This is a genomic window from Marinifaba aquimaris (genome assembly GCF_013328345.1).
GTDB lineage: Bacteria > Pseudomonadota > Gammaproteobacteria > Enterobacterales > Alteromonadaceae > Marinifaba > Marinifaba aquimaris.
In genome coordinates this window covers 43,643-57,535 of record NZ_JABULX010000026.1, presented here as the reverse complement: position 1 = coordinate 57,535, position 13,893 = coordinate 43,643, and the positions used below count along the sequence as shown (strand labels likewise).

Annotated in this window: 14 protein-coding genes and 1 tRNA gene; 7 read left to right on the top strand and 8 right to left on the bottom strand. The window is 41.9% G+C overall.

The window, feature by feature from the left end; genetic code table 11:
• Window positions 1-35: 35 nt before the first annotated feature.
• From HR060_RS19885 to HR060_RS15010, 3 genes are all read right to left on the bottom strand, one after another.
• Window positions 36-230 (bottom strand): hypothetical protein, encoded by a 195-nt coding sequence (locus HR060_RS19885; RefSeq protein ID WP_174201110.1) that lies wholly within the window; start codon window positions 228-230, stop codon window positions 36-38.
• A gap of 302 nt (window positions 231-532) precedes the next feature.
• The gene (locus HR060_RS15015; RefSeq protein WP_174201109.1) at window positions 533-1,378 is read right to left on the bottom strand and encodes a general secretion pathway protein GspB; all 846 of its coding nucleotides are present in this window, start codon (window positions 1,376-1,378) and stop codon (window positions 533-535) included.
• Window position 1,379: 1 nt separating this feature from the next.
• The gene (locus HR060_RS15010) at window positions 1,380-2,984 is read right to left on the bottom strand and encodes an ExeA family protein (RefSeq protein WP_174201108.1); all 1,605 of its coding nucleotides are present in this window, start codon (window positions 2,982-2,984) and stop codon (window positions 1,380-1,382) included.
• A gap of 113 nt (window positions 2,985-3,097) precedes the next feature.
• Between HR060_RS15010 and HR060_RS15005 the strand changes: the two genes are divergently transcribed.
• On the top strand, window positions 3,098-4,321 hold the full coding sequence (locus tag HR060_RS15005) for a multifunctional CCA addition/repair protein (RefSeq protein WP_174201107.1): 1,224 nt from the start codon (window positions 3,098-3,100) through the stop codon (window positions 4,319-4,321).
• Window positions 4,322-4,373: 52 nt separating this feature from the next.
• On the opposite strand, the gene HR060_RS15000 is transcribed toward HR060_RS15005, so the two are convergent.
• From HR060_RS15000 to folB, 3 genes are read right to left on the bottom strand one after another with little or no spacing between them, the layout of a single operon-like run.
• Complete coding sequence (locus HR060_RS15000) at window positions 4,374-5,183, bottom strand: undecaprenyl-diphosphate phosphatase (protein ID WP_174201106.1); 810 nt, start codon at window positions 5,181-5,183, stop codon at window positions 4,374-4,376.
• 23 nt (window positions 5,184-5,206) lie between these two features.
• Window positions 5,207-5,719 carry a 2-amino-4-hydroxy-6-hydroxymethyldihydropteridine diphosphokinase gene (folK, locus tag HR060_RS14995; RefSeq protein WP_174201105.1) on the bottom strand — a complete coding sequence of 171 codons (513 nt, stop codon included), beginning with the start codon at window positions 5,717-5,719 and terminating at the stop codon, window positions 5,207-5,209.
• Window positions 5,712-6,071: a dihydroneopterin aldolase gene (folB, locus tag HR060_RS14990; RefSeq protein ID WP_174201104.1), complete on the bottom strand. Its 360-nt coding sequence runs from the start codon at window positions 6,069-6,071 to the stop codon at window positions 5,712-5,714. Before folB ends, folK begins: the two co-directional genes overlap by 8 nt.
• A 128-nt stretch (window positions 6,072-6,199) precedes the next feature.
• Between folB and plsY the strand changes: the two genes are divergently transcribed.
• Entirely contained in the window at window positions 6,200-6,832 is a 633-nt protein-coding gene (plsY, locus tag HR060_RS14985; RefSeq protein ID WP_174201103.1) for a glycerol-3-phosphate 1-O-acyltransferase PlsY, read from the top strand.
• Window positions 6,833-6,834: 2 nt separating this feature from the next.
• On the opposite strand, the gene HR060_RS14980 is transcribed toward plsY, so the two are convergent.
• Window positions 6,835-7,671 (bottom strand): alpha/beta hydrolase, encoded by an 837-nt coding sequence (locus HR060_RS14980; protein ID WP_174201102.1) that lies wholly within the window; start codon window positions 7,669-7,671, stop codon window positions 6,835-6,837.
• Window positions 7,672-7,700: 29 nt separating this feature from the next.
• The gene (gene tsaD / locus HR060_RS14975) at window positions 7,701-8,735 is read right to left on the bottom strand and encodes a tRNA (adenosine(37)-N6)-threonylcarbamoyltransferase complex transferase subunit TsaD (protein ID WP_174201101.1); all 1,035 of its coding nucleotides are present in this window, start codon (window positions 8,733-8,735) and stop codon (window positions 7,701-7,703) included.
• 207 nt (window positions 8,736-8,942) lie between these two features.
• On the opposite strand from tsaD, the gene rpsU reads away from it, so the two are divergent.
• The 5 genes from rpsU to HR060_RS14950 all read left to right on the top strand — a co-directional run bounded on the left by rpsU (window position 8,943) and on the right by HR060_RS14950 (window position 13,733).
• The gene (gene rpsU / locus HR060_RS14970) at window positions 8,943-9,158 is read left to right on the top strand and encodes a 30S ribosomal protein S21 (protein ID WP_174201100.1); all 216 of its coding nucleotides are present in this window, start codon (window positions 8,943-8,945) and stop codon (window positions 9,156-9,158) included.
• A 21-nt stretch (window positions 9,159-9,179) separates the two neighbouring features.
• Complete coding sequence (locus HR060_RS14965) at window positions 9,180-9,626, top strand: GatB/YqeY domain-containing protein (RefSeq protein WP_174201099.1); 447 nt, start codon at window positions 9,180-9,182, stop codon at window positions 9,624-9,626.
• A 96-nt stretch (window positions 9,627-9,722) separates the two neighbouring features.
• Window positions 9,723-11,483: a DNA primase gene (gene dnaG, locus HR060_RS14960; protein ID WP_174201098.1), complete on the top strand. Its 1,761-nt coding sequence runs from the start codon at window positions 9,723-9,725 to the stop codon at window positions 11,481-11,483.
• Window positions 11,484-11,611: 128 nt separating this feature from the next.
• The gene (gene rpoD, locus HR060_RS14955; RefSeq protein ID WP_174201112.1) at window positions 11,612-13,447 is read left to right on the top strand and encodes an RNA polymerase sigma factor RpoD; all 1,836 of its coding nucleotides are present in this window, start codon (window positions 11,612-11,614) and stop codon (window positions 13,445-13,447) included.
• A 209-nt stretch (window positions 13,448-13,656) separates the two neighbouring features.
• Window positions 13,657-13,733: transfer RNA gene (locus HR060_RS14950), tRNA-Ile, on the top strand.
• The last annotated feature ends 160 nt before the right edge of the window (window positions 13,734-13,893 follow it).

Genomic DNA, 13,893 nt, shown 5'->3' with positions numbered 1-13,893 from the left:
GAGATAACGACAAGCTCTACTGACAGATAGCTTGGTTATGTTTTTTTCTTCAATAACGCGTTGCGTTGCTTTTTTGTGATACGTACCCCGAAATCTTTATCAAGTACATCGACTATCGTTTCAAAGAATTGTGCTTTTATCTTGGTATCTTCTAACTCTTTTTCGAGGGCTTTGATTTTTTGCTCAGGTGTTAAGTCATTGGGTTTAGACATAAGGGGAAGCTCATTCATATGATTGGGTGTACCTTTACTCCAATCTAGTTGACCATACCGGCGAAGCCAAGTTAAAACGGTTGAAGCACCTTGTATTCCATAGTGGCTTTGCGCTTATTTGTAAGTACATTCGCCTTTTTCTACTTTATCAACGACGGATAATTTAAAGGCAAGTGAATCATCTTTTTGTGTACGCTTAGTTATTGGTTTCATTATCTTCTCCAAATTGAAGTTGGAAAAGTGTCAACCTTATTCAGGACGGGTCAACTTAAATAAAAAAGCCGCTTATTAGCGGCTTTTTTTATATCTGCAATTTGTGATTACCAATCCGTCAAAGCAGGTAAAGAGAACCACTGTTCTTGGTAAGACATAATAACCATTTGCGGCTGAATCTCTTCAAGCACCACATCACCTGCGATGATTTGACCTTCCTCTACAATTCTATTATTCACTTTCAACCAACGATCTTCAGGCTTAGATGAATAAATATGTGTTTGGAATGACAAGCTAGGCACAGCTTCTTGTACATCTTTAGGCATGTTAGATAAACTTTTAATATGGCTATTGCGCTGTGACTCAGCGATCTCTTCATCGCTCATGGCCATGGTATCGGCTAAAGCGCGCTCAAACCTAAGTTGTAACTCACTAGGTACCGCTTCTTCGCTAGCCAAACTCTCGGTAGTATTTTGTCGGGTTAAAACCTTACCCTCAATGTCAGCTTGGGTCACATCAGGTGATGCAGCCGTTTTCTTTTTATTCAGTAAGGCAGAGTTCGCTTTTTCGGGGTCAGAAAAGCCAGTATGGCGAGTAACGATTTGAGTATCAGTATTGCCACCTTTAGCAGCAATATTAGTAACAGGTTCTGATTGAGAGATAACCTGCGATGGTAAAACCGTTTTTGCTGCCTGTTTTACATCGCTCACCACTACCGGTTGGGAGTGAGTAGCTAATTTAGACTCCTGATTTTGACCTTGTTGCTTGCCGATTATAAAAGCAAGAGCAACAGATAAAACTAAAATAGTCACCAACGCAAAAACCTTAAACCAATCAAACCCTGATTTTTCCTCTTCAGGGTAATAAACCATATTACTTTGCTGTAATGGCTCTGGCAGGGATTGCTCCTTGTTCTGTTCGGATTTTTTTAATGCATCGAGTAAATAAGACATACTATTCTACTATTTTAGGACCACTACTAAGTACCTTTTGATGTAAGGCAATTAAGGTCAACATATCAGCATATGGCGACACCGCCAAACCTGATAATAACTGAAAGCGATTAAGGTTCATCTGTAATTGGCGATCAAACTGCGCGACAGGCCTTGGCATATAATTGAGGGCAACAGCTAAATTGTCTTCTAACCACTGAAACTGCTCTGCCGAGCTATCATTATCAATTTCACCTGCAAACCCCAGGCTAGGCTGCCACAAAATCACGGCTCCGCCCTGCCAATAATCAGCTAACCATAGATCATCAACCTGCACCGATTGCCCGTTGAGGATCAAATTATACTGGTGCCCACCTTTAGCGGCTAATACGGCGTAAAAAGGCCCTTGTTCACCTTGTAAATAAAGTAGAGCGGGATAATTTAACCTAACCAGTTCAGATAAATCAGTATTGAGCCAATAACAACTTAAACGCCAGTCAGCCATTTGCAAACAAGGGTCAGCAGCAAGCGCGTCCGTATCAACTTGCCATAAACTGAGTAAATCTTTAAACCCTTTTTCTAAGTTAACACTTGCAGTCATTAGCTCAGGTTGAACTAAATGAACGGGTTTATCTGCAGCCGTTGCCTCTTTATCGACAACCGAATCAGTCATTGATTTATCAGTGATAGCAGGTACTGAATCAGCATTATCAGAAAACAGTTGCGCACCGACACCTATGCCCAATGCTAAAACCAATGCCACAGCGGTTAGGTATTTTGCTGGTGTTTTAAATTTATTGAAATCAAAGCCTTCATCGACATCTACTGCTAGCGCTTCTTTTGCAGCCTGTTTAATAATTTTGTGATCAATACTTTGCTTTTGCTGACTGTATGCCCCCATCAAAGCACGGTCACACAACAAATTGATAATTCTTGGTACACCACCACTAAGTTGGTGCAACTGTTTAATTGCGCTTTTGGTAAAAAGCGGTAACGAGCGCCCAGCTACATTTAACCTGTGATGAACATATGCGGCCACTTCAAGTTGAGTCAGTGGTAATAAGTGGTATCTGGCAGTAATACGCTGTGCTAATTGACGTAAGCTCTTTCTTTTTAATAACTCTTGTAATTCAGGCTGACCAATTAAAATAACTTGCAGTAGCTTCTTGGTATTGGTTTCCAAGTTAGTGAGTAACCTTAATTGCTCTAATACTTCTGGCTTTAAATGCTGCGCTTCATCAATAATTAATAAAGCGTTTTGTTCGGCTTGATGATTGATTAATAAGAAATCCCGAATCTTGTCGGTTAATTCTTTCAGTGTGTTGGATTTGTCATTGGCAATATTAAACTCATCACAAATAGTAGCCAGTAATTCATGTTCACTTAAGGTTGGATTTAAAATAAAAGCCACCTTGGTATCTTCAGGCACTTGCTCGATTAAGCAACGCGACGTTGTCGTTTTACCCGTTCCTACTTCGCCCGTCAGTAAAACAAAGCCACCCGTTTCTCTTAAACCAAACATTAAATGCGCCAACGCCTCTTTATGGCGTTCGCTCATAAATAGATAGTCTGGGTTAGGTGCAATTGAAAAAGGCGTCTCTTTTAAGCCAAAAAAACCGTTATACATAGTGAATTTGTGTAAAATTGCGCATCCAAAGCCATAATTAATACAGCTATACGCTTTTAATTGTTGGTCGCTAGTGTAAAACGTATTGTTGAGAAAATCCAAGAGGCAACCGAATGAAGATCTATCTTGTTGGTGGCGCAGTTCGCGACCAGTTATTAAATTTAACAATCAAAGATAGAGATTGGTTAGTGGTTGGCAGCACGCCAGAGCAAATGCTCGAACTCGATTACCAACAAGTTGGCAAAGATTTCCCTGTTTTCCTCCACCCCAAAAGTAAAGAGGAATACGCGCTAGCCCGCACGGAAAAAAAACAAGGTGCGGGTTATACCGGTTTTAGTTGTTATGCCGAGCCGGATGTTACGTTAGAGCAGGACCTGATGCGCCGCGACTTAACAATCAATGCGATTGCAAAAGACGAAGATGGCAATTTACACGACCCCTACCAAGGCCAACAAGATATTACTAATCGCGTTTTACGCCATGTATCAGATGCCTTTATCGAAGACCCACTCCGCGTGCTGCGCGTTGCTCGATTTGCCGCTCGCTTTGCCAATTTAGGTTTTACCATAGCCACAGAAACCATGGACTTAATGCGAAAATTAAGTCAATCAGGTGAGCTAGATCATTTAACTACAGAGCGAGTTTGGCAAGAAACCGCCCGAGCACTAATGGAGCAAGAACCCCAAGTTTACTTTGAAGTACTACACGAATGTGGCGCGTTAAAAGTCATCATGCCTGAAGTCGATAAACTTTGGGGGATACCAAACCCAGAACAATGGCATCCTGAAATCGATACGGGTATTCATACTATGCTGGTACTGAAACAAGCCAGCTTGTTAAGTGATGAGCTCGCCACCCGTTTTGCCGCACTTTGCCATGATTTAGGTAAAGGCAGAACACCAGAAGAAAAATGGCCAGCCCATCACGGTCATGAAAAAACTGGGGTCTGGGTGATAGATAAAATGACCAAAAGAATCAGAGTGCCCAACGACTGTAAAGCACTGGCCAGTCTTGTTAGTGAGTTCCATTTGCACAGCCACAAAGCTTTTGAATTAAGAGCGGATACGATTTTACGCATGTTTAATCGCTTAGATGTTTGGCGTAAAAGCCAAAGGTTTGAGCAGTTTTTATTGTGCTGTGAAGCTGATTTTAGAGGTCGTACCGGTTTTGAAGATAGGGATTACCCACAAACCGATTTTCTTAGAGCCTGTTACCAAGCGGCAAACCAAGTTGATATCAAAGCAATTGTCGCATCAGGTGTTAAAGGCCCAGCTATTAAAGAAGCAGTCGATGAACAAAGGGTTAATGCGATAAAAAGCATCATAGAAAATGTTTAAAGCAAAAAGCCGCAATTGATTGTCAATCGCGGCTTTTTCAAAGCAATTTTTATTATGCCCAAAGCATAAAGGCAACTAAGCCAACACCTAGAGCAAGGCGGTAGATAACAAACGGTAGCATACCGATACTGTTAATAAGCTTTAAGAAAAAGTGAATACAGGCATAAGCACTGATAAACGATAACACGATACCAAGCCATAATACTTCCCACTGCACAGGGTTTGCATCACCATCGGTAACGAGCTTCATCGTATAATACAAAGTCGCCGCTAAGATAATAGGAATAGACAACAAGAATGAAAAACGTGCTGCCGCATCTCTTGTTAAACCTAATAATAAGCCAGCGGTCATGGTTATCCCTGAACGAGATGTACCCGGTATCACCGCGACGGCTTGAGCCAAGCCAATAATCATTGCTGTTTTAAAGTTGAGAGTATCGAGCGTTGCCACTTGCTTTGCTTTAGCATCGGCATACCAAAGTAACAAACCAAAAACGATTGTCGTCGTGGCAATAATCCAAGGCGAGCGGGCATAGGTTTCAATAAAACCTGACATCGCCAAGCCAAAGGCGAGCCCCGGGATAGTACCAACAATAATAGACCAACCTAAACGGCTATTTGGAGTTTGTACCTTAGTTTTAAGTGACTGACACCAAGCAAAGAAGATCTCAGATATTTGTTGGCGAAAATAAATAACAACCGCTAATAAAGAACCAAAGTGAACCGCCACATCAAATGCAGTGCCTTGATCTTCCCAGCCTAAAATTTGTGAAGGGAGTATTAAATGAGCAGAGCTCGAAATAGGTAAAAATTCAGTTATGCCCTGAATAATCGCCAAGACTAAAATTTCTATAAAACTCATAAAAACGTCCTAATTTATTATTTTTATTCCATCAAAGGGGCCGCTGCTGCTGGCCAAGTAAAAGCAATCGGGGCAAGTACTTGCTTTTGCTTATCGTAAGCTTGCCATAAGGCTCGGTAGCTTTGTTGTTCAACGGGGTGTATTTCATCACCTGCAACTTCTGAAAGCGGCCACAAAACAAAGGCATTTTTAGTGATTTCGTCTCTTGGTAACTCCACAGGGCTTTCGCAAATGACATCATCAAAAGTCAGTAAATCTAAATCGAGTGTGCGGCCACAAAACTTGTTACCGTCGCGAATGCGACCATTGTCATCTTCAATTGCCTTGAGCGTTTTCACTACATCGGCAATTGCCAAGTCAGTATCAGCACCCACCACTAAGTTATAGAAAATATCACCTTGATAACCGACCGACTCACTTTCAAATACACGCGAAAAAACCAGATTAGAAAACACAGCATTCAGTGCCAAATAACACTGCTTGAGGTGATGCGTTTTATTAACACTGGTTCCGACGCTAATGTAAATTCTAGCCATTTAAGCTGCCACGTTCGATTCGAATACCCACTTTGGCCGCATTTTTAATTGCACCCGGCTTTGCAATTTCTAACCTTAACCACTTCACACCACATTGTGTCATGATCAGCTCTGCTGCTTGTTCAGCTAAGGTTTCAATCAATTCAAATTGTCTTGATTCAGCAAAGACAGTGACCAATTCAGCCACTTCACTGTAATCGAGCGCTTTATTAATATCATCTGTTGCAGCAACGGCTTGATTAGGCCAACTCATTTCGATATCAAAAACTAAGCGTTGTCGAATACGTTTTTCCCAGTCAAATACGCCAATGCACGCATTCACTGTCAGCTCATTTATAAATACAATCGCCATACTAGGTCTTTGTTTGCCTTTATTAGTCTGTTATGCTCAAGAGCAGGTCGAGATTTTGTCTAGATCAATAAGCGACAAAATCGGCGACAAGTTTACCCTATTTAAAATCAAGGACAAGCAACACGAACATGACTTTAATGTTCTGGCTCATGCTCATCGCCGCTTATTTAGTTGGCTCTGTATCCGGAGCACGTCTTGCTTGTGTCATTTTCAAAACACCCAACCCGCTGACAACAGGCTCTTGTAACCCTGGTGCAACCAATATGTACCGTATTGCCGGGTTTCGCGCTGCCGCGTTCACTTTTGTTTTAGACAGCTTTAAAGCGCTTATTCCCGTCTATGGTAGTTACTTCTTGGGCTTAGCACCTATCGAACTGGCCATTATCGCCATTACCGCATGCTTGGGGCATATCTGGCCGGTGTTTTATGGGTTTAAAGGGGGTAAAGGCGTCGCTACTGCCTTTGGGGCAATGCTGCCGCTTGGTCTTAAGTTTGCAGCCGTATTAGCCTTAACCTGGTTATTGGTTATTTGGAAATCGCGCTACTCTTCACTTGCATCAATAGTGACGGCCGCATGTGCACCTTTATATGTTTATTTTTATAAACCTTTATATACCACGCCAGTCTTACTGCTTTCTTTGCTGATCATTGTGCGTCATATGCCGAATATTAAAAGGTTACTCAATGGCACAGAGCCAACCATGGCAGATAAAGATAAGAGATTAAAGGCCAGTCAAAAAGCCGAGCAACCTTCAGAATAAAGTTAGTCTTTTAATTCTTCAGCAAAAAACTTCATTTGATAACCAATCGATTTTTGCCAATACGCAAAATTGTGTTTGCCCGGCATTTCTATATAAGTATGGTTCAAATTAGCTTGTAACATTGCTTGATGAAGTTGACGATTAACTTGCAAGAAGAAGTCACTCACACCTACATCTATTATCACTCTTAGACTTCGACCTTGCAGTTTATCTAAATTGTTTTTAATACTCATCGCGTGCCAAGACGCTTGGTTAGACGAATAACGACCTAGGTGTTTGTTAATATCCCAATTATTAGGAAAGGGCGTAAAATCGACGCCCCCCGATGTCGACCCTGCCGCACCAAATACCATTTGATTATTAATCGCAATGTGTAAAGCACCAAAACCGCCCATCGACAGTCCGGTAATTGCTCGACCTCGATCATTTCTTTGAGTCGAATAAGTATCATCAATAAAAGTGACGAGATCTTTTGCAATATAGCTTTGATATTGCGAGGCAGGATTGAGTTTAGAGTTGATATACCAAGAGTTGCGATTACCATCAGGCGCAACCAAAATAAACTGATATAAGTCAGCGTATTTCTCTACATCGGTCGCTTTAAACCAATTGCGGTAGTCACCACCATAACCATGTAATAAATAAACGACCTTAAAAGCTTTAGCTTGTTTTTGTTGCTGCGCTTGAAGATAAGCGTCTGGCACAACAACCGCTACCGGATGTCTAATTTTGGTTGTTTGACCGACAAATTCATGAAGGTATGTTTGATAAGCAAAAAGCGGGAAAGTCAGGCTCATTAAACTAATAGCAATGAAAAGTTGTCGTAGCTTTTTCATCATATGTCCCTACCCGCTTTTGGCTGCTCTAGTTATTTAACGACAGATGCTAATTCTTCCAATGGCCAACGCGGATGAACTTGCGCAGCATCATCAATATGACCGGCTTTAAATCGCTGTAAGCCGGCATAAGCGATCATAGCCCCGTTATCAGTACAATATTCTAACCTTGGGTAATACACTTGGCCTCTTAAGCTTGTCATTAATTCTTTCAACTTAGCTCTGAGTTCCGTATTGGCACTTACACCACCGGCAATAACTAAACGCTTTAAACCCGTTTGTTTCAGGGCGCGTTTACACTTGATCACTAAGGTATCAACAGCCGCCTCTTGGAAAGCGTAAGCGATATCGGCTTTAACCTGCTCATTGTTTTCATCGTTGGCTTCATCAATTTCCGCGCGTAATGTATTAGCCGCAAAGGTTTTTAAGCCTGAAAAACTAAAGTCTAAACCTGGTCTGTCTGTCATTGGACGCGGGAACTTATAAATACCGGTACGACCTGATTCGGCTAATTTAGCTAAGCGTGGACCACCTGGATAATCCAAGCCCATTAGTTTGGCCGTCTTATCAAATGCCTCACCAACCGCATCATCAATACTTTCACCTAATACTGTGTACTCGCCAATGTTTTGCACTTCTACCAGCAATGAATGACCACCGGATACCAATAAAGCAATAAAAGGAAATTCAGGCACTTCATCTTCTAACATAGGCGCCAATAAATGCCCTTCCATGTGATGAACAGGTACAACAGGTTTATTCCAAGCAAACGCTAAACCGCGCGCCACAGTAGAGCCCACTAATAAAGCACCCACAAGTCCGGGGCCTGCGGTATAAGCAATGGCATCAATATCGTCAGCTGTACAACCGGCTTCTTTTAGTGCTTTATCAATTAAAGGCAACGTTTTGCGGACGTGATCGCGCGAGGCTAATTCAGGTACGACGCCACCGTAATCAGCATGGACTTTGACCTGGCTGTAAAGTTGATGCGACAAAATGCCTTTGTCTTCATCATATATAGCAATACCTGTCTCATCACATGAAGTCTCGATACCTAAAATTCGCATAGTTTTTGCCTTTATAAATACTAATGGTGAACGCCTAAGGCTTAATTTTCCGCGCATTTTATCTCTGTTCGGCTTTTTTAACCAGTTTTAAGATCATCAAGCTTTACAACCGAGGTAGGTTGGGATTAGAATACCGCACCATTTTTACTCTGCTTGGCTAAATAGTAAGCAGATTAGTATTAAATACAAACCCGAGGTGAGATTTAAATGCCAATTATCAAGGTAAGAGACAACGAACCGTTTGACGTAGCATTACGTCGTTTCAAGCGTTCTTGCGAAAAAGCAGGTATCCTTTCAGAAGTGCGTCGTCGTGAGCACTATGAAAAGCCAACTTCAGAGCGCAAGCGTAAGAAAGCAGCAGCGGTTAAGCGTGCAGCTAAGAAAGTAGCTCGCGAAAACGCACGTCGTACTCGTTTATACTAAGCCTTTTAAGTTAGTTTAACTATGAGCTTATTAGATCAGTTAAAAGACGCGCAGAAAGATGCAATGCGTGCGAAAGAAAAAGTACGCCTTGGTACTATTCGCATGGCATTAGCTGCGATCAAGCAAATCGAAATCGACGAAAAGAAAACGCTAAATGATGATGAAATCATCTCGGTATTAACCAAAATGGTTAAACAGCGTAAAGATTCTTTTAATCAATATACAGATGCGGGTCGTGAAGAATTAGCTCAAGTTGAAGCTGACGAAATTGCAGTAATCGAGAGCTTCTTACCAGCACAGCTGGATGAAGCTGAACTTGCAAACCTTGTAAAAGATGCCGTAGCGCAATCTGGTGCAGCAGGTATGCAAGATATGGGTAAAGTGATGGCGGTATTAAAACCGCAAGTTCAAGGCCGTGCCGATATGGGCGTGGTAAGCCAGCAAGTTAAAGCTGCATTGACCGCTTAATCCCACGCAAATTTGCGAAAACAAAACCGCGCTTTTTAGTGCGGTTTTGTTATATTTATACCCCAGAAAAATTTTCCCAAGCAAAGTCCAGAGGTTATGGCAGGCAGAATCCCACGTGCTTTTATAGATGATCTTATCGCTCGAACAGACATTGTTGAGCTTATTGACTCGCGGGTGAAACTCAAAAAAGCAGGTCGAAATTATCAAGCCTGTTGCCCATTCCATAACGAAAAAACCCCTTCTTTTACCGTTGCACCCGACAAACAGTTCTATCACTGCTTTGGCTGTGGCGCGCATGGCAATGCGATTTCATTCTTAATGGAATATGACAGACTCGAGTTTGTTGATGCCGTTGAAGAGCTAGCTGGTAGCCAAGGTATCGAGGTACCAAGAGAAGAAGGTGGCAAACAGCAAAGTGCACAGCAAGTTTCACAGATCAAAGCTGACTATGAAATTATGCAAATGGCGGCAGATTTTTTCAGCCAACAAAAAACAGCGCACGCAGAATCAGAAAAAGTACAGGCCTATATTCAAAAACGCGGCTTATCTGCTGAAATCGTTCAGCGTTTTCAAATAGGTTACGCTCCTGCTGAGTGGGACGGGTTACTGAAACACCTTGGCCGTACACAACAAGCAGCAACCCAACTGCGTGACTTAGGCATGTTGATCGAAAACGACAACAAGCGCCTGTACGATCGTTTTCGCGATCGCCTGATGTTCCCTATTTTAGATAGACGCGGTAAATGCATAGGTTTTGGTGGCCGGGTATTTGGTGACGATACACCTAAATACTTAAACTCTCCTGAAACGCGTATCTTCCACAAAGGTAAAGAGCTTTATGGTTTACACCAAGCTCGATTGGCTAACCGTCGATTAGACCAACTATTAGTGGTGGAAGGGTATATGGATGTAGTCGCACTGGCTCAAGCCGATATCAACTATGCAGTCGCTTCACTGGGTACAGCAACTACACCAGAACAGATTCAACAAATGTTCAGGTACACAGACGAAATTATCTGTTGTTACGATGGGGATAACGCAGGTCGAAGTGCAGCCTGGCGAGCACTGGAAAATGCCCTCCCCTACCTGACTGATAAAGTAAAAATGCGCTTTATGTTTTTACCCGATGGTGAAGATCCAGATTCACTGGTCAAACAAATTGGTAAAGTGGAGTTTGAAGCCTTAATTGACAAAGCAGAGCCAATTGAAGACTTCTTATTTAAACAGCTGGCTGAGCAAGCAGATATCACTAGCTTGCAGGGTAAGGCTAAGCTCAGTGAATTGCTAAACCCTATGTTAGCTAAATTACCTGAAGGTGAATTTAAATTACTACTTGCTGGAAAATTAGCACAAACATTAGGTAAGTCAGCGCCTGCTAAACAGACTCAAAACAACATAAAAGAAGCCAAACAAAAACAAGCTAGCTTGAATGCTAAAAATAGCAGTAAAGCGACGCCGGTAAGAACGGCTGTTGCGCTGTTATTAGAATCGCCACAATTGGCTACAACCTTTTCTCATATCTCAGAAGAGCAACTGCAGTTACTCGGTGCAATTGACATTGCCGGTATTCGATTACTGGTCGATTTGCTGATCTTTTGCAGGCACAACCCAAACCACAATGCGGGTCAAATCTTAGAAAACTGGCGAGAGCGCCCCGAGCACAGTATGTTAGCGAAAATCCTTGCTTGGGATCATCACGTTACCGAAGAAAACCGCCAGAAAGTTTTTCTCGATATTATGGAGAATTTACTGCTTTTATTTGTCAAACAACGCAAAGAAGTGTTGATGACAAAAGCCAGAATGGGGCTTATCGAACAAAGTGAAAAGCAAGAGCTCGAAACTTTGTTAAAGATGTAAACCTTTTCGTCGCTTTCACCGTAAATGTAATAATTCTATACCAGAGCTTGACAATGTCTGGTATACTCCTACGTTTATTTATCTGCATTTTATCGCATTCACAAATTAAAAGGTTAGTGGAAGTCTGTATGGAGCAAAATCGCCAGTCTCAACTTAAGCTACTTGTCGCCAAGGGCAAAGAGCAAGGTTACTTGACTTACGCTGAAGTTAACGACCATCTACCACAAGAAATCGTCGACTCAGATCAAATTGAAGACATCATTAGTATGATCAATGATATGGGTATTCAGGTATTTGAAACAGCACCTGATGCCGATCAACTTTTGATGGCAGAAGAAACTTCATCAACCGATGAAGACGCAGCCGAAGCGGCAGCACAAGCACTTGCATCAGTAGAAAACGAAATTGGCCGCACAACTGACCCAGTTCGTATGTATATGCGTGAAATGGGTACGGTTGAACTTCTTACACGTGAAGGCGAAATCGCAATCGCTAAGCGCATTGAAGAAGGCATTAACGAAGTACAATGTTCAGTTGCAGAATACCCTGAATCAATCTCTTACCTTTTAGGTCAATGGGACAAATTTGAAGCGGAAGAAATCCGTATTTCAGATATTGTTTCTGGTTTTATCGACCCTAACGAATTAGAAGATGCATCACCAACGGCCACTCACGTTGGTTCTGAGTTATCTGAAGAAGAATTAGATGACGAAGATTCTGAATCAGATGAAGATGAAGAAGAAGAAGACACAGGTATTGACCCTGAGTTCGCTCGTGAAAAATTCAACGAGTTACGTGAATGCTACCAGCGCATCACAGACTGTATCGAAAAGAACGGTCGTGATAGCCAAGAAACATTAAAAGGTTTTGAAGAATTATCAGAGCTATTTAAACAGTTCCGCTTAGTTCCAAAACAGTTTGACCGCCTAGTAAGCAACATGCGTTCTATGATGGACCGCGTTCGTACACAAGAACGTATCATCATGAAACAAGCGGTTGAATACGCAAAAATGCCTAAAGTTGAATTCATGCGTGCATTCGCAGGTAATGAAACAACAACGGATTGGTTAAAAGCAGCATTAGACAGTGGCGCACCATACTCAGCAAAACTGAAAATACATGCACCAGATATCGAGCGCGCTATCTACAAAATCGCTTGTGTTGAAGAAGAAACACAGCTTGATTTACACAATATCAAAGACATCAACCGTCGTATGGCTATCGGTGAAGCAAAAGCGCGTCGTGCCAAGAAAGAAATGGTTGAAGCGAACTTACGTCTTGTAATTTCAATTGCCAAGAAATACACCAACCGTGGTTTACAATTCTTAGATTTAATCCAAGAAGGTAATATCGGCTTGATGAAAGCGGTAGATAAGTTTGAATACCGTCGTGGTTATAAGTTCTCAACTTATGCAACATGGTGGATTCGTCAGGCGATCACGCGTTCAATCGCTGACCAAGCACGTACGATTCGTATCCCGGTTCACATGATCGAAACGATCAACAAACTAAACCGTATCTCTCGTCAAATGTTACAAGAGATGGGTCGTGAGCCAACGCCGGAAGAATTAGCAGAACAAATGTTAATGCCGGAAGACAAAATCCGTAAAGTACTTAAAATTGCTAAAGAGCCAATCTCTATGGAGACACCAATTGGTGATGATGAAGATTCACATCTTGGTGACTTTATCGAAGATAGCACAATCGATTCACCAATCGACTCTGCTACTTCAGAGAGCTTAAAAGCGTCGACACGCGAAGTATTAGCGGGCCTAACTGCTCGTGAATCTAAAGTACTACGTATGCGTTTTGGTATCGATATGAATACCGACCACACGTTAGAAGAAGTAGGTAAGCAGTTTGACGTAACGCGTGAGCGTATCCGTCAGATTGAAGCGAAGGCATTGCGTAAATTACGTCACCCTTCTCGCTCTGAGCAACTTAAGAGCTTCTTAGACGAATAATCAAAACCGTCTTTCGAGAAATACAAAACGCCGAGTTAATTACTAACTCGGCGTTTTTTATTGCCTAAACAAAGAGTTGTTTAATTAATCAGCAATCGGTGTTAAACCTTATAAAAAGGGGGTGACAAGAAAATACAGCTAGCTTATACTCCTTGCCACTTTCAGTTACCTGCAAGCTCTTGCATCCACAGCTGAAATTTTCACAAAATGGCCCCTTAACTCAGTTGGTTAGAGTGCCCGACTCATAATCGGTAAGTCCCCAGTTCGAGTCTGGGAGGGGCCACCATTTTAAACTAGCCTTTTAGCGTAAGTATCTACTAACAAACCCTGTTGTAAAATTTAGTTTGTAGCAATCGTGTAGCTTAAAAATCTCCAAGTTCTTCCTCGTTGATACAAAATAACCATCAATCTGTCTTACTTACTTATACTTTTAAAATAAGGGTTTT

Excerpts from the sequence above, each read along its gene's own strand:
- HR060_RS19885 (WP_174201110.1), bottom strand. The coding sequence starts at position 230 with ATGAATGAGCTTCCCCTTATGTCTAAACCCAATGACTTAACACCTGAG.
- HR060_RS15015 (WP_174201109.1), bottom strand. The coding sequence starts at position 1,378 with ATGTCTTATTTACTCGATGCATTAAAAAAATCCGAACAGAACAAGGAG.
- HR060_RS15010 (WP_174201108.1), bottom strand. The coding sequence starts at position 2,984 with ATGTATAACGGTTTTTTTGGCTTAAAAGAGACGCCTTTTTCAATTGCA.
- HR060_RS15005 (WP_174201107.1), top strand. The coding sequence starts at position 3,098 with ATGAAGATCTATCTTGTTGGTGGCGCAGTTCGCGACCAGTTATTAAAT.
- HR060_RS15000 (WP_174201106.1), bottom strand. The coding sequence starts at position 5,183 with ATGAGTTTTATAGAAATTTTAGTCTTGGCGATTATTCAGGGCATAACT.
- folK (WP_174201105.1), bottom strand. The coding sequence starts at position 5,719 with ATGGCTAGAATTTACATTAGCGTCGGAACCAGTGTTAATAAAACGCAT.
- folB (WP_174201104.1), bottom strand. The coding sequence starts at position 6,071 with ATGGCGATTGTATTTATAAATGAGCTGACAGTGAATGCGTGCATTGGC.
- plsY (WP_174201103.1), top strand. The coding sequence starts at position 6,200 with ATGACTTTAATGTTCTGGCTCATGCTCATCGCCGCTTATTTAGTTGGC.
- HR060_RS14980 (WP_174201102.1), bottom strand. The coding sequence starts at position 7,671 with ATGATGAAAAAGCTACGACAACTTTTCATTGCTATTAGTTTAATGAGC.
- tsaD (WP_174201101.1), bottom strand. The coding sequence starts at position 8,735 with ATGCGAATTTTAGGTATCGAGACTTCATGTGATGAGACAGGTATTGCT.
- rpsU (WP_174201100.1), top strand. The coding sequence starts at position 8,943 with ATGCCAATTATCAAGGTAAGAGACAACGAACCGTTTGACGTAGCATTA.
- HR060_RS14965 (WP_174201099.1), top strand. The coding sequence starts at position 9,180 with ATGAGCTTATTAGATCAGTTAAAAGACGCGCAGAAAGATGCAATGCGT.
- dnaG (WP_174201098.1), top strand. The coding sequence starts at position 9,723 with ATGGCAGGCAGAATCCCACGTGCTTTTATAGATGATCTTATCGCTCGA.
- rpoD (WP_174201112.1), top strand. The coding sequence starts at position 11,612 with ATGGAGCAAAATCGCCAGTCTCAACTTAAGCTACTTGTCGCCAAGGGC.